We start from the raw sequence: 16,236 nt of genomic DNA on the forward strand, positions 1-16,236 counted from the left end.
CGCGCGCCATCGAGGATCGCGCCAATGACCAGCGCCGCGAGAGGTCAAGCATGGCCGCCTACAATCGCGCCCCATGACTGGGAACGAGGCCTTGCCGCCAAGCACACAGCAGATCGATGCGGGCGCGGCGCGGCGGCAGCGCCGCCGCCTGGCCGCGTCCGGCGAGGCGCCCTGGCTGCATCAGGAAGTGGCCTCGCGCATGCTGGACCGCCTGCCGGTGATCCGCCTCCAGCCGACCGCCGTGCTGCAGAGCCGCCCTTCGACGGGCGGCGGCGATGCCGGCCTGCGCGAGCACTATCCGCAGGCGACGCAGCTGTGGCTCGAGCCCGAGCCCGAGGTGCGCGCGCTGCAGCAGCCGCGCGCGCGGCGCGGCTTCATGCAATCGGTGATGGACAGGCTGCGCGGCGGCAACGCGACCGAACTCATCGCCGAGCCGCCGGACGGCGCGGCGCAGCTCGCGTGGTCCAACATGGAACTGCATGCCGAGGCCGACAAGCCCGCGCTGGTCAAGCGCTGGCACGCGGGCCTCGCCGTCGAGGGCTGCCTGATGTTCTCGTGCCTGGGCCCCGACAGCTTCATCGAGCTGCGTCCGATCTATGCCCGCGAGGGCTGGGGCCCGCCGGCGCCGGACTGGGTCGACATGCATGACCTGGGCGACCTGCTCGTGCATGCCGGCTTCGCCGATCCGGTGATGGACCAGGAGCATCTGCGCCTGACCTGGGCCTCGCCCGAGGACCTGCTGCGCGACCTGCGCGCACTCGGCGGCAACCTCGCGCCGGCCCGCGTGCGCGGCCTGCGCACGAAGGCCTGGCGCGACCAGTTGCTGGCCGCGCTCGAGTCGCTGCGCGGCCCCGACGGCCGGCTGGCGCTGAGCATCGAGCTGGTCTACGGCCATGCGTTCAAGCCTCAACCGAAGGTGAAGATCGCGGCCACCACCGAGGTGTCGCTGGACCAGATGCGCGCCATGGTGCGCGGCGCGGGCAAACACTGACCCCCATCGCGCGCGGGCTCGGCTAGAGCGCTGCTCGCGCGGGCGCTGTCAGAGGGGATGCCAGAGGGAAACAGCGTCCATTCTGAGGGTAATCCTGGGCCGTTCGGCCCGCGGGGGGCGGTCATAGTGCGGCAGGGGAGTGGACTAGAATCCGCGCCCGACTGGAGTACGTCTGCTGGCCCCGTAGGTTTCTGCCACCGCTTGGCATCGAAGCCCGCGCTACAAGCGGGATCGAGCGCCGAAGCCGCCTGGAAGAGACACCGGGTGACACGAGCTTGAGAAAGACAGGATAAAGAGACGACCATGACGATTGACAACAGTTGTGTGCAACTGGGGCGCCGCTGCAGCCAGCTCGCGTTCGGCCTGATGGCCGCGCTGGCCAGCCAGGCTGCCCTGGCGGTCGGTGACCTCCCCGGAGGTCCGGCCGTCAACCAGCTGAACCTGCAGCCGCCGGTCACCAAGATCGCGCACGAGCAGATGTGGCTGCACAACATGATGCTGATCCTCTGCCTGGCGATCTTCATCGCCGTGTTCGGGGTCATGTTCTATTCGATCTTCAAGCACCGGAAGTCCAAGGGCGCCGTCCCCGCCAACTTCCACGAGAGCGTGAAGGTCGAGATCGCCTGGACCATCGTCCCCTTCATCATCGTCATCCTGATGGCGCTGCCCGCGACCAAGGTGGTCGTGGCGATGAAGGACACCACCAACTCCGACCTCACCATCAAGGCCACCGGCTACCAGTGGAAGTGGGGCTACGACTACCTCAAGGGCGAGGGCGAGGGCATCGGCTTCGTCTCGACGCTGGACGCCTCGCACCGTGCGCTGTCCGACAGCGGCAAGCCGGGCGACGTCGACAACTACCTGCTCAAGGTCGACAACCCGCTGGTGGTGCCCGTGGGCAAGAAGGTCCGCATCATCACCACCGCCGATGACGTCATCCACGCATGGATGGTGCCGGCCTTCGGCGTCAAGCAGGACGCGATCCCCGGCTACGTGCGCGACACCTGGTTCAAGGCCGAGCAGACCGGCGACTTCTACGGCCAGTGCGCCGAGCTCTGCGGCAAGGAGCACGCCTACATGCCGATCCACGTCAAGGTGCTGAGCGCCAAGGACTACAGCGCGTGGGTCGCCGGCGAGATGAAGAAGATCGCCGCCAAGGCCGACGATCCCGCCAAGGTCTGGACGATGGACGAGCTGATGGCCCGCGGCCAGAAGCTCTTCGACGCCAACTGCGCGGTCTGCCACAAGGCCGACGGCAAGGGCGCGGGCCAGTTCCCGGCGCTGGATGGCTCGGCGATCGTGAAGAACGAGGACCACGCGCAGCAGCTGCACCTGGTGCTCAACGGCAAGGGCCAGATGCCGGCCTGGAAGACGGTGCTCAAGGACAGCGAGCTCGCGGCCGTCGTCACGTACACGAAGAACGCGTGGTCCAACAAGACCGGCCAGATCGTGCAGCCGTCGGAAGTCGTGGCCGAACGCGCCAAGTGACCCGACCCGCCACCGAGGAATTGACATGAGTGCAGTGCTCGACCACCCGACCGGTCATGCCCATGACCATGACGATCACCACGACCATCACGCCCCGACGGGCTGGCGGCGCTGGGTCTTCGCCACGAACCACAAGGACATCGGCACGATGTACCTGCTGTTCAGCTTCACGATGCTGATCATCGGCGGCATCCTGGCGCTGTGCATCCGCGCGGAGCTGTTCCAGCCCGGGCTGCAGTTCTTCAATCCGGAACTGTTCAACCAGTTCACCACCATGCACGGGCTGATCATGGTGTTCGGCGCGATCATGCCGGCCTTCGTCGGCTTCGCGAACTGGATGATCCCGCTGCAGATCGGCGCGTCGGACATGGCCTTCGCGCGGATGAACAACTTCAGCTTCTGGCTGATGATCCCCGCGGCGCTGATGCTGGTGAGCTCGTTCTTCATGCCCGGCGGCGCGCCCGCCGCCGGCTGGACGCTCTACGCGCCGCTGACGCTGCAGATGGGCCCGTCGATGGACGCCGGCATCTTCGCGATGCACATCCTGGGCGCGTCCTCGATCATGGGCTCGATCAACATCATCGTGACCATCCTCAACATGCGCGCCCCCGGCATGACGCTAATGAAGATGCCGATGTTCGCGTGGACCTGGCTGATCACCGCCTACCTGCTCATCGCGGTAATGCCGGTGCTGGCCGGCGCGATCACGATGACGCTGACGGACCGCCACTTCGGCACCAGCTTCTTCACGCCCTCGGGCGGCGGCGACCCGGTGATGTACCAGCACATCTTCTGGTTCTTCGGCCACCCCGAGGTCTACATCATGATCCTGCCGGCCTTCGGCATCGTGAGCCAGATCGTCCCGGCCTTCGCGCGCAAGCGGCTGTTCGGCTACGCCTCGATGGTGTACGCCACCGCCTCGATCGCGATCCTGTCCTTCATCGTGTGGGCGCACCACATGTTCGCCACCGGCATGCCGGTGACGGGCCAGCTGTTCTTCATGTACGCGACCATGCTGATCGCGGTGCCCACCGGCGTGAAGATCTTCAACTGGCTGGCGACGATGTGGCGCGGCTCGATGACCTTCGAGACCCCGATGCTGTGGGCCGTGGGCTTCATCTTCGTGTTCACGATGGGCGGCTTCACCGGCCTGATCTGCGCGATGGCGCCCATCGACATCCAGATCCAGGACACCTACTACGTCGTGGCCCACTTCCACTACGTGCTGGTCGCCGGCTCGCTGTACGCGCTGTTCGCCGGCGTCTACTACTGGGGCCCGAAGTGGACCGGCGTCATGTACTCGGAGACGCGCGGCAAGATCCACTTCTGGGGCTCGCTGATCACGTTCAACGTGACCTTCTTCCCGATGCACTTCCTGGGCCTGGCCGGCATGCCGCGCCGCTATGCCGACTACCCGATGCAGTTCGCCGACTTCAACATGCTGGCGTCGATCGGCGCCTTCGGCTTCGGGCTGATGCAGGTCTACTTCTTCCTGTTCGTGGCCGTGCCGATGATGCGCGGCAAGGGCGCGAAGGCGCCGCAGAAGCCGTGGGAAGCGGCCGAGGGCCTGGAGTGGGAAGTGCCGTCGCCGGCGCCGTTCCACACCTTCGAGACCCCGCCCAAGATCGACGTCACCGCGACGAAGATCATCGGCTGAGCCCCGGACGCCCCCGGACGCCGACATCGAGGACCGAGCCATGGCCCTGACGCCCGAGCAACGCCGCAGCAACCTGCGCCTGGCGCTGATCCTGGCCAGCGTGGCCGCCGTGTTCGCGATCGGCTTCGTGGTCAAGATCGCGTTCTACGGCGTGTCCTGAGCGCGCGAGCGAGCCAGCGATGAGCACGCCCAAGCTGTCCGCCTGGATCCGCCGGGAGAACCTGCGGATGACCGGCAAGCTGCTGGTGGTGGTGGCGGTGATGTCGTGCTTCGGCTATGCGCTGGTGCCGATGTACCGCGCGATCTGCACGGCGCTGGGCATCAACGTGCTGTCGCTGTCCGAGCGCCAGCACGCGGTGCGGGCCGAGGACGTGAAGAACACGCAGGTCGACTACAGCCGCCAGATCACGATCGAGTTCGACGCCAACGCGCGCGGCCCCTGGGACTTCAAGCCGGCCAAGCGCCACCTGGTGGTCCATCCGGGCGAGCTGACGACGGTGATGTACACCTTCCAGAACATCCAGACGCGGACCATGTCGGCGCAGGCGATCCCGAGCTACGCGCCCAAGCAGGCGACGCCGTATTTCAACAAGCTGGAGTGCTTCTGCTTCAACGAGTACACGCTGAAGCCGGGCGAGCAGAAGGAATGGCCGGTGGTGTTCGTCATCGACCCGAAGATCCCGAAGGACGTGCGCACGATCACGCTGTCGTACACCTTCTTCGAGGTCGCCGGGAAGGGCAAGGCGCAGGCGGTGGCGCCGGCCGTGCGCGGCGAGCCGCGCAGCTGAGCGCGACCGGTGGAAACGACGATGTCCGAAGACCTGAAGCCGGGCGAGGATCTGAAGCAGGCGATGCAGCGCAAGGGGTCCTTCCTCGGCACGCTGCGCGCGGTGGCCTGGTCCTTCTTCGGCGTGAGGAAGGGATCGGACTACGAGAAGGATGTGTCGCAGCTCAATCCGCTGCACGTGATCGCGGCGGGCGTCATCGCCGCGGCGCTGTTCGTGGTCGGATTGATCCTGCTGGTCCGCTGGGTGGTGAGCAGCGGTGCGGCAATGAACTGAGAACCGAGTTCGAGGAGAAGAACGCATGTCGGCAACGACGACTCATGGGAATACGCCTTACTACTTCGTGCCCGGCCCGTCGCGGCACCCGGCGATGGCCGCCTTCGGCCTGTTCTGGGTGATCCTGGGCGCGGCGCAATGGATCAATGGCCACGACTGGGGCAAGTGGTCGCTGCTGGTGGGCCTGCTGTGGTGGGCCTTCACGCTGAAGCAGTGGTTCGGCGACGCCATCCGCGAGAGCGAAGGCGGCATGTACAGCGACCGCATCGACCTGTCGTTCCGCTGGAGCATGGGCTGGTTCATCTTCTCGGAGGTGATGTTCTTCGCGGCCTTCTTCGGCGCGCTGTTCTGGTCGCGCGGCTACAGCATCCCGACGCTGGGCAGCCTGGACAACGCGCTGCTGTGGCCCGACTTCAACGGCCTGTGGCCCAGCGTCGCGGCCGGCGCGACCGCCTCGCCGGCGGGCACGGTCGAGGCCTTCGCGACCATGGGCCCGTGGCCGATCCCGACGATCAACACGGCGCTGCTGCTGACCTCGGGCGTGACGCTGACGATCGCGCACCACGCGCTGATCGCCGGCCACCGCGCCAGGACCATCGGCTGGATGTGGGCGACGGTGATTCTGGGCATGACCTTCCTGGGCTTCCAGGCCTACGAATACGTGCACGCGTACCACGAGCTCAACCTGAAGCTGAACTCGGGCATCTTCGGCTCGACCTTCTTCATGCTGACCGGCTTCCACGGCTTCCACGTGTTCGTGGGCATGCTGATGCTGCTGTTCATCACGCTGCGGCTGATGAAGGGGCACTTCACGCCGGACCGTCACTTCGGCTTCGAGGGCGCGGCCTGGTACTGGCACTTCGTCGACGTGGTGTGGCTGGGCCTGTACGTGGTCGTGTACTGGATGTGATGGCGCTGCACAGCGCTTGAGGAAGGAGCGCCGCTCGATGCGGCGCTTTTTCTTTCCGGCCTGTATCGGCTTATCGACCTATCGGCCTGCCGGACGATCGGGTGATCAGGCGGTCACTTGCCGATGGGCAGCCCGGTGGGATGGATCCAGCCCATCCAGGCGCTGAAGAGGATGAACAGGAACAGCGCCACCGAGAGCGCGACCCGCACCGCCAGCGCGCGGGCCATGGTGGCCTTGCCCTTCTGCTTGCGCAGCATCAGGACGCCCGCCGAGAACAGGGCGCCCAGGATGCCGATGAACGCGATGAGGACGATGAATTTCATGGCGGACGATTATTCCCACCGAAGCGCGGCCGTGACATCGGGCCGGCCCCGATGGCGCCATGGCGTCGTGGTGACGGCGACGCTGGCCGGCGTGGCGGCGGCCATTTCGCTGGGGCTCTGGCAACTCGATCGCGCCGATCAGAAAAAGGCGATGCAGCGGACGATCGACGAGCGCGGCCGGATGGCGCCGCTGTCGACGGCCGCGCTGCCGTCGGCCGACCAGCCGCCCGCGCCCGCGCTGGAGCACCGGCGCGCCGCGCTCGCCGGGCGCTGGGACACGGCGCACACGGTCTACCTCGACAACCGGGTGATGGACGGCCGCACCGGCTTCTACGCGGTGACGCCGCTGCGGCTCGAGGGTCGCCAGGACGCGATCCTGGTGCAGCGCGGCTGGGGCCCGCGCAACGCCGCGCAGCGCGAGGCGCTGCCCCCGGTCACGACGCCCACGGGCGATGTGCGGATCGAGGGCCGGCTGGAGGCCTCGGTGTCGCGCGCCTATGCGCTGGGCCGGGACGTGGAGACGGGGCCGATCCGGCAGAATGTCGACCTCGCGGCCTTCCAGGCCGAGACGGGTCTGCGCCTGCTGCCGCTGGTGCTGCTGCAGACGGAACCCGACCGCGTGGAGGATGCGCAGGCGCCGCCCGCCGACGGGCTGCTGCGCCACTGGCCGCCGCCGGCGGTCGATCTCCACAAGCATTACGGCTACGCGTTTCAATGGTTTGCGCTCGCGGCGCTGATCCTGGGTCTTTATGTCTGGTTCCAAGTCCTCGCTCCCTACCGCGCTGGCCGAGCCGCCCGTGCCCACGAGTCTCCCGATGACCAACGCCCTGCCTGACGGCCAGGACCATGGCCGCGACGCCGCGCCGGCGCCCGCCGACACGCCGCTGCCGCCGGCCGGCCCGGTGACGCTGGCGGTGCACACGCTGCCGATGCCCGACCTCGATCCGCCCAGGCGCTCGCGCTGGACGCTGTGGCTGGTGCTGCTGGTGTGCGCGGCGCCGGTGGTGGCGTCCTACTTCAGCTTCTACGTGCTGGACCTGCGCGGCCGCGCCTACGGCGACCTGATCACGCCGACGCGCGACCTGCCGCCGGCGATGGCGTTGACGACGCTGCAGGGCGCGCCGGTGGCGGCGGATTCGCTCAAGGGCCAGTGGCTGCTGACCTACGTGCCGGACCGCGCCTGCGATGCGGGCTGCGAGCGCATGCTGTTCATGCAGCGCCAGCTGCGCGAGATGCTGGGCAAGGACCGCGACCGGCTGGACAAGCTGGTGCTGGTGCCGGACGACGTCATGCTGACGCCGGCCCAGGTCGACGCGCTGACCGCGCATGGCGCGCCGGCCACGGTGCTGCGCGCGAGCCGCGCCGCGATCGAGGGCTGGCTGATGGCCGCGCCGGGCCACCGCATGGGCGAGCACCTGTTCCTGATCGACCCGATGGGGCGCTGGATGCTGCGCTCGCCGGCGGCGCCGGATCCGTCCTCGATGAAGAAGGACCTCGAGCGCCTGATGCGCGCCAACGCCGGCTGGGACAAGCCGGGCCGTTGAGGACAGGAACGCAGGCGCGCGCATGAACGGATTGGCGATCGGTTTCGACTTCGAGCCGCTGCTGGAGCTGCTGGCGATGGCCGCGCTCATCGGCGCGGTGCCGTTGCTGGCGTGGCAGTGGCGTCATCGCGGCGATCCGGCGGCGAAGCGGCTGCGCGCGCTGACGCTGCTCGCGGCCTTCCTGACCTTCGACCTGATCCTGGTCGGCGCGCTGACGCGGCTGACCGATTCCGGGCTGGGCTGCCCGGACTGGCCGGGCTGCTACGGCAGCGCGTCGCCGCTGGGCGCGCGCGACGAGATCCATGCCGCCCAGTCGGCCATGCCCACTGGGCCGGTCACGCATGGCAAGGCCTGGATGGAGATGGTCCACCGCTACATGGCGGGCGGGGTCGGCTTCCTGCTGGTGGTGCTGGCGGCGCTGAGCTGGCGGCTGTGGCGGCGCGGCCGGCGCGAGGGCGCGGCGGCGCCATCGCCCTGGTGGGCGACGCTGTCGCTGGTCTGGGTGCTGGTGCAGGGGCTGTTCGGCGCCTGGACGGTGACGATGAAGCTGTTCCCGGCGATCGTGACGACCCACCTGCTGCTGGCGCTCGGGTTGCTGATGCTGCTGGCCTGGCAGGCCGAGGCCTATGAACCCCGGCCGCTGCGCTGGCCGGCGGGCCTGCGGCGCGCATTCGCGGCGTTCACGCTGCTGGCGATCGTCCAGGTGGCGCTGGGCGGCTGGGTCAGCACGAACTACGCGGTGCTGGCCTGCCAGGACTTCCCGACCTGCCAGGGACAATGGCTGCCGCCGACCGACTTCGATCATGGCTTCACGCTGTGGCGCGAGCTGGGCCGCGGCGCGCAGGGCGGCTTCCTGCCCTTCGAGGCGCTGACGGCGATCCACCTGACGCACCGCGGCGGCGCGATGATCGTGCTGGCCGCGATGCTGGCGCTGGCCTGGGCGCTGTGGCGCCATGACGGCGATGATCGCCGCGAGTCCCGCCGCTGGGCGCGCCGCCTGCTGGCGGCGGGCGCCTGGCAGCTGGCCTCGGGCCTTTCCAACGTGGTGCTGGGCTGGCCGCTGGTGGCCGCCCTGGCCCATACCGGCGGCGCCGCGGCGCTGCTGCTGACGTGTTCCATCGTGCTGGCGCGGCTGCGCGCCGGCACCCTGACGGTGAATCTGAAATGAGTTCCGCGACGCAGGCCGCCATGCCCTCCCGCTGGTGGCAGTTCTACCAACTGACCAAGCCCAAGGTCGTGCAGCTGATCGTGTTCTGCGCGGTCATCGGCATGGCGCTGGCGATCCCCGGGCTGCCGCAGGGCAGGGAGTGGATGACGCTGGCCGCGGCGACCGCCGGCATCTGGCTGGTGGCCGGCGCGGCGGCGGCGTTCAACTGCCTGATCGAGCAGCACATCGACGCCAAGATGAAGCGCACCGCCTGGCGGCCGACCGCGCGGGGCGAGCTGAGCCGCAACCAGACGCTGACCTTCTCGGGGCTGCTGTGCGCGCTGGGCTCGGCGATCCTGTACCTGCTGGTGAATCCGCTGACGATGTGGCTGACCTTCGCGACCTTCGTCGGCTACGCGATCGTCTACACGGTGATCCTGAAGCCGATGACGCCGCAGAACATCGTGATCGGCGGCGCCTCGGGCGCGATGCCGCCGGTGCTGGGCTGGGCCGCGATGCGCGGCGAGCTGGGCGCCGAGGCCTGGCTGATGTGCCTGATCATCTTCCTGTGGACGCCGCCGCATTTCTGGGCGCTGGCGCTGTACCGCAGCGAGGACTACCGCAAGGCCGGCCTGCCGATGCTGCCGGTGACGCACGGCAACGAGTTCACGCGGCTGCAGATCTTCCTGTACACCTGGATCCTGTTCGCCGCCACGCTGCTGCCCTTCCTGACCGGCATGAGCGGCTGGATCTACCTGGCCGCGGCCATCGTGCTGGGGCTGATGTTCTGCCACCACGCGTTCAAGCTGTGGCGGGCCTACTCGGAAGCGCTGGCGCGCAAGACCTTCCTGTTCTCGATCCTGCATCTGTCGCTGCTCTTCGGCGCGCTGCTGCTCGATCACTACGTCAGTCCCTGGCTCGCCTGAGCAGGCGGACCTCCTTTCGGATCGGATGTGCCGATGATCTCGCGACGTTCTCTGTGTGCCGGCGCCCTGGGCGCCACGGCGCTGCTGTCGGGCTGCGACAAGCTGGGCTTCTCCTCGGCGCCCAAGGCCAGCTTCCAGGGCGTGGACCTGACCGGCGCGGCCTATGCGCGCGGGTTCAGCCTGCCCGACCAGAACGGCCGCACGCGCACGCTCGAGGACTTCAAGGGCAAGGTCGTCGTGGTGTTCTTCGGCTTCACCCAGTGCCCGGATGTGTGCCCGACCACGCTGGCCGAACTGGCCCAGGTGAAGAAGGCGCTCGGACCCGATGGGGACAAGGTGCAGGGCGTGTTCATCACCGTCGATCCGGAACGCGACAAGCCGGAACTGCTCAAGGCCTATCTCGAAAGCTTCGATCCCGCCTTCGTCGCGCTGCGCGGGACACCGGAACAGCTCAAGGACGTGGCCAAGGAGTTCAAGGTCTATTACGCGAAGGTGCCGGGGAAGACCCCGGACAGCTACACCATGGACCACACGGCTGCGAGCTTCCTGTTCGATCCGCAGGGGCGGATCCGGGTGTTCTCCCGCTATGGGGCGGGGGCGACCGCGCTGATGGGCGATATCAAGGCGCTGCTCGCGGGGCAGTGAACGAGCGATCGGCCGGCAAGGGCCAGGGGGCCGGCCCTCATACGTCTCGCAGGCTCCACAAATCGGGCCGGCCCCCTGGCCCTCGCCGGCCTCAGGCACGAGCCGGGACGTGCGTGCGGGCTCGGAATGAAGAAGGCCTCGCAGTGCGAGGCCTTCGTGCTGTTGGGTACGGGGTGCCGCTTAGGCGGTGGCCGTCATGGCCTTGCGCATCTTCTTCATCGCGGCCACCTCGATCTGGCGGATGCGCTCGGCGGAGACGCCGTACTCGGCGGCCAGCTCATGCAGCGTCATGCCGCCCGAGCTGTCGTCGTTCACCTTGAGCCAGCGCTCCTCGACGATGCGCCGGCTGCGCGGATCCAGCACGTCCAGCGCCTGCTGCAGGCCATCGCTGGCCAGGTGATCGCGCGAGCGCGACTCCAGCACCCGCGTCGGCTCCTGCGTGTCGTCCGCCAGATAGGCGATCGGCGCGAAGCTCTCGCCGTCATCGTCGGTCTGCGGCTCCAGCGCCACGTCGCCGCCAGACAGCCGCGTCTCCATCTCCAGCACCTCCTCGCGCTTGACGTTGAGCTGCTCAGCCACCTGGGCGATCTCGCTCTCGGTCAGCGACGCGCGCTGCTGGTTCTCGGCGCCTTCCTTCAGCGCGTGCTTCATCGAGCGCAGATTGAAGAACAGCTTGCGCTGCGCCTTGGTCGTCGCGACCTTGACCATGCGCCAGTTCTTCAGGATGTACTCGTGGATCTCGGCCTTGATCCAGTGCATCGCATAGGACACCAGGCGGACGTTCTGGTCCGGATCGAAGCGCTTGACCGCCTTCATCAGGCCGACGTTGCCTTCCTGGATCAGGTCGCCCTGCGGCAGCCCGTAGCCCAGGTACTGGCGCGAGATCGACACCACCAGCCGCAGGTGCGACAGCACCAGCCGGCCGGCGGCATCCACGTCGCCCTTTTCCTTCAGGCGCGTGGCGTAATCCTTCTCTTCCTCCGGCGTCAACAGCGGAATGCGGTTGATCGCCGTGATGTACGCATCCAGATTCCCCAGCGAAGGCACCAGGGACCAGGGATCACGGACCGTCAATGCGAGGTTGGTGGACATGTGTTCGTTTCTCCTTATCGGACCCGGTCCTCCGGGCCGATGAGCGGGAATATTAGCACTCATGCCCGACGAGTGCTAAAGCGCCCGGATTCGGGTCGGTCCCGGAAGGGGTTCCTCATCGAATGAGTGTGGACGGCCCGTCTTAGGGCCTCCTTAAGTCATTGATTTACCGAAGAAACAGGGAGCTCGAACCTGAAGCTCGACCCCTGGCCGGCCACGCTGGAGACCTGCAGCCGGCTCTTCATCAGCCCCAGCAGCCGCTGGGTGATGACCAGCCCGATGCCCGTGCCCTCGATCCCGCCGGCCTCGCGGCCCAGGCGGTTGAAGGGCTGGAAGAGCTGGGCCATCTGCGCCTCGGTCATGCCGGGGCCGGTGTCGGTGACGCTGATTTCCACCATCGATTCCCCGGCCCGCCGCGCCCGCAGCCAGACCCGGCCGCCGTCGTGGTTGTATTTGATGGCGTTGCTCAGCAGGTTGGTGAGGACCTGACGCAGGCGGGTGCCGTCCGCGCGCAGCACGCAGGCGTCGGCGGCGAGTTCGACGTCGATCGCGATGCCGCGCCGCCGGCGCTGGCTCTCGACCATGGCGAGGCTGTCCGCGGCGATCGGCTCCAGGTCGTGGGTCTCCATCTGGACGCGCATCTGGCCGGCGTCGAGCCGGGACAGGTCCAGCGTGTCGTCGATCATCTGCAGCAGGTGCCAGCCCGACTGCTGGATCTGCGCGAGCCAGCCGCGCTGGCGCGGGCTGAGGTCCGGATCGCGGTCCGCCTCCAGCAACTGCGCGAAGCCCAGCATCGCGTTGAGCGGCGTGCGCAGCTCGTGGCTCATGCGGGAGAGGAACTCGTTCTTGGCGCGGTTGGCGGCGAGTTCGGCCTCGTGGGCGCGCTCGAGCTCGGCCAGCCGGAGCTGTTCGCCGATGTCCTCGACCACGCCCAGCAGCCGATAGGGCTGCCCTTGAGGATCGCGCAGCAGGCTGACGGTGGAGCGGACCGTGATCACCTGCCCCTGGCCGCCGACGTAGCGCTTGATGCGGCTGTAGCGGTCGAGCTCGCCGCGGATCAGCGCCATCCCGAGCCGGCTGTCCTCGGCGCGGTCGTCGGGATGGGTGATCGCCATGATCGAACGCGCCTTCAGCTGTTCGACGCTCATGCCCAGCAACTGGCAGAAGTAGGGGTTGATCTCCTGCGGCCGGGCGTTGATGTCGCAGGAGACGACGCCGATGGGCGCGTGCTCGACGATGGTCCGGAAGCGCTCCTCGCTGGCGCGCAGCCGGTGGGTGGCCTCGTCGACACGGCGCGCGATCCGCGCCGTGTTGCCGGTGACCGAGAGCAGCAGCAGCCCCAGCAGCGCCGTGCCCACCAGCCCGGCCAGCGCGAAGGGCAGGGCGGCGCCCCCCTCGAGCGCCGGCAGGCCCGCCGGGCTGTACACGATCAGCCGCCAGGCGCGGCCGGCGAAGTCGAGGTCGCGCGCGCGGCTGGGAAGCGCGGCGGGCAGGCGCAGGCAGCGTTCGTCGCCGGCGAGCAGCGGATGCCGGCTGCCCGCGGTGGCGTCGAGCAGGCAGTAGTCCAGCCCGTCCGCGCGCGGCGCGAGCGCGTCGTGCAGCAGCTCCTCGGGCCTGAGCGTCGCGAAGGCCAGGCCCAGCGGCCGGCGGGCGCGGCCGGCGCCGTCGCGCGGCTCGGAGGTGCCGCCCTCATAGATCGCCCGGTAGATGACCACGCCCATCAGCGTCACGCCGACGTCCTGCGACAGCGGGAAGCTCTCGCTGGCCGACGGCTGGCCGGTGGCGACCGCCCGGTCCTGCGCGGCGCGGGCGGCCGCGATCGCGCGGATGTTGGCGCCCAGCGCCGGGCGGTTGCGGGCGAAGGGCGCGATCAGGCGGATCGGCAGCGCGTCCGCCGCGGGATCGACCGGCAGGTCGCCGGGACGGTGGCGCTCGTAGATGCGATAGGTGTCGTAGCCATCGGCGCGGGCGGCGCGCTCGAAGGCGGCCACGCCGCCCGGCGCGACGAATGGCGCCCAGCCGACCGCGTAGACCGCGCCGCCGCCGCGCGCGCGCTCGGCATGGGCGCGTTCGAAGTCGGCGCGCGTGATGCCCGGTGCGACCATGAGCAGGCTGTGGTTGGCCTCGAGCGCCGTGAGCGGCATCGCCAGCGCGTCCGCCATCGTGTTGAGCGCGTTGGCCGCCTCCAGGTCGAAGGCGTGACGCCGGCGCCCCTCCTCGTTGCGGGCGACATGCAGCGTGGCGCCGAACAGCAGCGCGCAGGCCACCACCAGCGGCAGCGCGACGCTCAACCGCCGCGGCGCCCAGTGCGCGCGCGGCCGGCCGAACAGCGTCAGCGCGACCGGCGCGCCGATGAGCACGCCGATCGCGTCGCCGACCCACCAGCCCAGCCAGTGCGGCCACAGCTGCGACGGACCGATCGCGCCGGTGAGCCACAGCCCCGCGACGCCGATGCTGGGCGCGATCAGGCAGGCGATGCCGGCCGTGGCCAGCAGGAAGCGCAGCAGCTCGGCGGGCTCGCACAGCGGGGGATCGGGCTCGGTCCAGCGCCGCGCGAGCGTGGCGCCCACCCAGGCCTGCAGCGCGCCGCCGACGCCGACGAGCACCGGCTGCAGGCCATTCAGCGGGCCGCGTTCGAGTCCGATCGCGGCGCTGACCGCCATGCCGCCGGCGACGATGCCCGGCAGCACGCCGGGTCCCCATCGCAGCACGGCGGCGACGGCCAGGCCGGCCGCCGGGAAGATCGGGGAGAAGTAGTCCGGCGGCAGGATCAGCGCCAGCGCCAGGACGCCGAGTACCGCATAGGCCAGCGCGAGGGCCGCGTTCAGCGCCAGGAACCGAAGCCGGAATCCAGGAAGGACACCGTTCGGAGCGGGAGGGGACGCATCGGTCATTCCCAAAGCCTACCCCCGGCTCGCCGGAGGCGGCATCGCAAGTTCCCCCGGGACCGGCGACTTGTCCTCGGAAACCAACGGCCTCAGGCCGGCGGCGTCCAGCCCAGCCCGAGGCTCTTCTGCAATGCGACGAAGTCCTTCAGCAGTTCGGCCTCGCCGTCCAGGGACTTCAGCCGCGCGTCGGCGTCCAGGCGCCGCGCGTCCAGCAGGTCGATCTGGCTGGTGGCGCCCGCCTCGCGGCGCTGGCGCGTGAGGGCGAGGGTCCGTCCCGCCGAGTCCGCCTGCGCCTGCAGGTGCCGGGCCGCCTGGCGCTGGCGACCGAAGCGCGCCAGCGCGGTGTTGGCGTCCTGCAGCGCGCCCAGCACCGCGGCCTGGTAGTCGGCGGCGGCCTCGTCGCGGCCGGCCTCGGCCTGCCGCACCGCGGCGGCGGTCCGGCCGAAGTCCAGGAAGTTCCAGCTCAGGTAGGGCACGGCGGCGAGCGCGAGGCTGTCGGCGCGCAGGAGTTGTCCGGGCGAGCGGGCCGCCACGCCGACATTGCCGAGCAGGCTCAGTGTCGGAAAGTACTTGGCCGTTTCCTGGCCGATCCGCGCGCTGTGGCTGGCCAGGCGGCGCTCGGCCGCGCGGATGTCGGGCCGGCGCCGCAGCAGCGCGGCGGGATCGCCGATGGCGACCTGCGCGGGCGCGGCCGGCAACGCCGGATCGGCCGCGGCGAGCGGGGCATCGAGCGCGCCCGGCGCCTGGCCGGTCAGCAGCGCGAGCCGGTCCAGCGAACCGGCGATCTGCGCCGCCACGTCCGCGAGCGCCGCCTGCGTGCCCTCGCCTTGCTGGACGCGCTGCTCGACGTCGTCGCTCGTCGCGGCGCCCTGGCCGCGCCGCTGGCGGACCAGCGCCAGCGCCTGCTCATCGGACGAGGCGGTCTCGCCCAGCAGCGCCTGGCGCCGCTGCTGGGCGCGCAGGCCGACGTAGGTCGAGGCGACCTCCGCCGTCAACGAGACCTGCGCGTCGGCCAGGTCGGCGCGCACGGCCTCGGCCTGGGCGGTGGCGGACTCGATCGCGCGGCGCGTGCCGCCGAAGAGGTCGGCCTCCCAGGTCGCGTCGAAGCCGGCGCTGTAGAGATGCAGCGAGGACGCGTGATCGGTGCCCGGCCCTTGCCAGACACCGGCGCCGAGCGCGGTGGCCGAGCCCTTGGGCCGGCTGCCGGCCTCCTGCTGATCGAAGGCGGCGCGGGCGGCGCGCAGCCGCGCCTGGGCGGCCTGCAGCGTCGGGCTCCGGGCCAGCGCCTGATCGACGAGCGCGTCGAGCGCCGGATCATTGAGCGCGCGCCACCACTGGGCGACGGCGGGCGAGGCGCTCGCGCTGCCGATGGCATCGGCGCCATCGCGCGCGAAGCGCGGCTGCTGGAACGCGTCCTTGGCGACCGCGGGCGCGCCTCGATAGTCGGGACCGACGGTGGCGCAGCCCGCGAGCAGCAGCATCGCCGCGGCCGCCGCGACGGCGGACAGCGTCGTGAGCGTCGTCAGGCCGACGTGGCGGGGGAAGGGGATTCGGAGAGTCATGG

16 protein-coding genes are annotated in these 16,236 nt (G+C 69.8%); 12 read left to right on the forward strand and 4 right to left on the reverse strand.

Annotated features, from left to right (window positions below; translation table 11 throughout):
• Nucleotides 1-73: 73 nt before the first annotated feature.
• The 7 genes from ACEN96_RS06055 to ACEN96_RS06085 all read left to right on the forward strand — a co-directional run bounded on the left by ACEN96_RS06055 (nucleotide 74) and on the right by ACEN96_RS06085 (nucleotide 6,107).
• Entirely contained in the window at nucleotides 74-991 is a 918-nt protein-coding gene (locus tag ACEN96_RS06055) for a biotin synthase (RefSeq protein ID WP_495587143.1), read from the forward strand.
• Between the two features lie 366 nt (nucleotides 992-1,357).
• Nucleotides 1,358-2,479 (forward strand): cytochrome c oxidase subunit II, encoded by a 1,122-nt coding sequence (gene coxB, locus ACEN96_RS06060; protein ID WP_495588559.1) that lies wholly within the window; start codon nucleotides 1,358-1,360, stop codon nucleotides 2,477-2,479.
• Nucleotides 2,480-2,504: 25 nt separating this feature from the next.
• Nucleotides 2,505-4,136, forward strand: coding sequence for a cytochrome c oxidase subunit I (ctaD, locus tag ACEN96_RS06065; RefSeq protein WP_495587144.1), 1,632 nt, complete (start codon nucleotides 2,505-2,507; stop codon nucleotides 4,134-4,136).
• Between the two features lie 40 nt (nucleotides 4,137-4,176).
• Nucleotides 4,177-4,296: a cytochrome oxidase small assembly protein gene (locus ACEN96_RS06070; RefSeq protein WP_343636267.1), complete on the forward strand. Its 120-nt coding sequence runs from the start codon at nucleotides 4,177-4,179 to the stop codon at nucleotides 4,294-4,296.
• 19 nt (nucleotides 4,297-4,315) lie between these two features.
• Nucleotides 4,316-4,924, forward strand: a complete 609-nt coding sequence (locus ACEN96_RS06075; RefSeq protein WP_495587145.1) for a cytochrome c oxidase assembly protein — start codon at nucleotides 4,316-4,318, stop codon at nucleotides 4,922-4,924.
• 21 nt (nucleotides 4,925-4,945) lie between these two features.
• A complete protein-coding gene (locus ACEN96_RS06080) occupies nucleotides 4,946-5,197 on the forward strand; it encodes a DUF2970 domain-containing protein (RefSeq protein WP_495587146.1) in 252 nt (83 codons plus the stop codon).
• 25 nt (nucleotides 5,198-5,222) lie between these two features.
• Nucleotides 5,223-6,107 (forward strand): cytochrome c oxidase subunit 3, encoded by an 885-nt coding sequence (locus ACEN96_RS06085; RefSeq protein ID WP_495587147.1) that lies wholly within the window; start codon nucleotides 5,223-5,225, stop codon nucleotides 6,105-6,107.
• 113 nt (nucleotides 6,108-6,220) lie between these two features.
• On the opposite strand, the gene ACEN96_RS06090 is transcribed toward ACEN96_RS06085, so the two are convergent.
• Entirely contained in the window at nucleotides 6,221-6,430 is a 210-nt protein-coding gene (locus tag ACEN96_RS06090; protein WP_495587148.1) for a DUF2909 domain-containing protein, read from the reverse strand.
• A 31-nt stretch (nucleotides 6,431-6,461) separates the two neighbouring features.
• On the opposite strand from ACEN96_RS06090, the gene ACEN96_RS06095 reads away from it, so the two are divergent.
• Genes ACEN96_RS06095 through ACEN96_RS06115 form a run of 5 tightly spaced genes read left to right on the forward strand, consistent with a single transcriptional unit; the run spans nucleotide 6,462 to nucleotide 10,692 of the window.
• On the forward strand, nucleotides 6,462-7,265 hold the full coding sequence (locus ACEN96_RS06095; RefSeq protein WP_495587149.1) for an SURF1 family protein: 804 nt from the start codon (nucleotides 6,462-6,464) through the stop codon (nucleotides 7,263-7,265).
• Nucleotides 7,246-7,974, forward strand: coding sequence for an SCO family protein (locus ACEN96_RS06100; protein ID WP_495587150.1), 729 nt, complete (start codon nucleotides 7,246-7,248; stop codon nucleotides 7,972-7,974). Before ACEN96_RS06095 ends, ACEN96_RS06100 begins: the two co-directional genes overlap by 20 nt.
• A 22-nt stretch (nucleotides 7,975-7,996) precedes the next feature.
• On the forward strand, nucleotides 7,997-9,142 hold the full coding sequence (locus ACEN96_RS06105; RefSeq protein WP_495587151.1) for a COX15/CtaA family protein: 1,146 nt from the start codon (nucleotides 7,997-7,999) through the stop codon (nucleotides 9,140-9,142).
• The gene (gene cyoE, locus ACEN96_RS06110) at nucleotides 9,139-10,047 is read left to right on the forward strand and encodes a heme o synthase (RefSeq protein WP_495587152.1); all 909 of its coding nucleotides are present in this window, start codon (nucleotides 9,139-9,141) and stop codon (nucleotides 10,045-10,047) included. The genes ACEN96_RS06105 and cyoE overlap by 4 nt, the downstream gene beginning before the upstream one ends.
• A 33-nt stretch (nucleotides 10,048-10,080) precedes the next feature.
• Nucleotides 10,081-10,692 (forward strand): SCO family protein, encoded by a 612-nt coding sequence (locus ACEN96_RS06115; protein ID WP_495587153.1) that lies wholly within the window; start codon nucleotides 10,081-10,083, stop codon nucleotides 10,690-10,692.
• 180 nt (nucleotides 10,693-10,872) lie between these two features.
• Here the strand turns inward: ACEN96_RS06115 and rpoH are convergent, their stop codons facing one another.
• From rpoH to ACEN96_RS06130, 3 genes are all read right to left on the reverse strand, one after another.
• The gene (rpoH, locus tag ACEN96_RS06120; protein WP_343636248.1) at nucleotides 10,873-11,784 is read right to left on the reverse strand and encodes an RNA polymerase sigma factor RpoH; all 912 of its coding nucleotides are present in this window, start codon (nucleotides 11,782-11,784) and stop codon (nucleotides 10,873-10,875) included.
• A 158-nt stretch (nucleotides 11,785-11,942) separates the two neighbouring features.
• On the reverse strand, nucleotides 11,943-14,678 hold the full coding sequence (locus tag ACEN96_RS06125; RefSeq protein WP_495587154.1) for a CHASE domain-containing protein: 2,736 nt from the start codon (nucleotides 14,676-14,678) through the stop codon (nucleotides 11,943-11,945).
• 83 nt (nucleotides 14,679-14,761) lie between these two features.
• A complete protein-coding gene (locus ACEN96_RS06130; RefSeq protein WP_495587155.1) occupies nucleotides 14,762-16,234 on the reverse strand; it encodes an efflux transporter outer membrane subunit in 1,473 nt (490 codons plus the stop codon).
• Between the last annotated feature and the right edge of the window lie 2 nt (nucleotides 16,235-16,236).

The sequence above is a fragment of the Roseateles sp. Mitsp63 genome (genome assembly GCF_059491535.1).

Bases quoted from the DNA above. Each gene is read 5' to 3' on its own strand.
- ACEN96_RS06055 (WP_495587143.1), top strand. From the start codon at position 74: ATGACTGGGAACGAGGCCTTGCCGCCAAGCACACAGCAGATCGATGCG.
- coxB (WP_495588559.1), top strand. From the start codon at position 1,358: ATGGCCGCGCTGGCCAGCCAGGCTGCCCTGGCGGTCGGTGACCTCCCC.
- ctaD (WP_495587144.1), top strand. From the start codon at position 2,505: ATGAGTGCAGTGCTCGACCACCCGACCGGTCATGCCCATGACCATGAC.
- ACEN96_RS06070 (WP_343636267.1), top strand. From the start codon at position 4,177: ATGGCCCTGACGCCCGAGCAACGCCGCAGCAACCTGCGCCTGGCGCTG.
- ACEN96_RS06075 (WP_495587145.1), top strand. From the start codon at position 4,316: ATGAGCACGCCCAAGCTGTCCGCCTGGATCCGCCGGGAGAACCTGCGG.
- ACEN96_RS06080 (WP_495587146.1), top strand. From the start codon at position 4,946: ATGTCCGAAGACCTGAAGCCGGGCGAGGATCTGAAGCAGGCGATGCAG.
- ACEN96_RS06085 (WP_495587147.1), top strand. From the start codon at position 5,223: ATGTCGGCAACGACGACTCATGGGAATACGCCTTACTACTTCGTGCCC.
- ACEN96_RS06090 (WP_495587148.1), bottom strand. From the start codon at position 6,430: ATGAAATTCATCGTCCTCATCGCGTTCATCGGCATCCTGGGCGCCCTG.
- ACEN96_RS06100 (WP_495587150.1), top strand. From the start codon at position 7,246: ATGACCAACGCCCTGCCTGACGGCCAGGACCATGGCCGCGACGCCGCG.
- ACEN96_RS06105 (WP_495587151.1), top strand. From the start codon at position 7,997: ATGAACGGATTGGCGATCGGTTTCGACTTCGAGCCGCTGCTGGAGCTG.
- cyoE (WP_495587152.1), top strand. From the start codon at position 9,139: ATGAGTTCCGCGACGCAGGCCGCCATGCCCTCCCGCTGGTGGCAGTTC.
- ACEN96_RS06115 (WP_495587153.1), top strand. From the start codon at position 10,081: ATGATCTCGCGACGTTCTCTGTGTGCCGGCGCCCTGGGCGCCACGGCG.
- rpoH (WP_343636248.1), bottom strand. From the start codon at position 11,784: ATGTCCACCAACCTCGCATTGACGGTCCGTGATCCCTGGTCCCTGGTG.
- ACEN96_RS06125 (WP_495587154.1), bottom strand. From the start codon at position 14,678: ATGACCGATGCGTCCCCTCCCGCTCCGAACGGTGTCCTTCCTGGATTC.
- ACEN96_RS06130 (WP_495587155.1), bottom strand. From the start codon at position 16,234: ATGACTCTCCGAATCCCCTTCCCCCGCCACGTCGGCCTGACGACGCTC.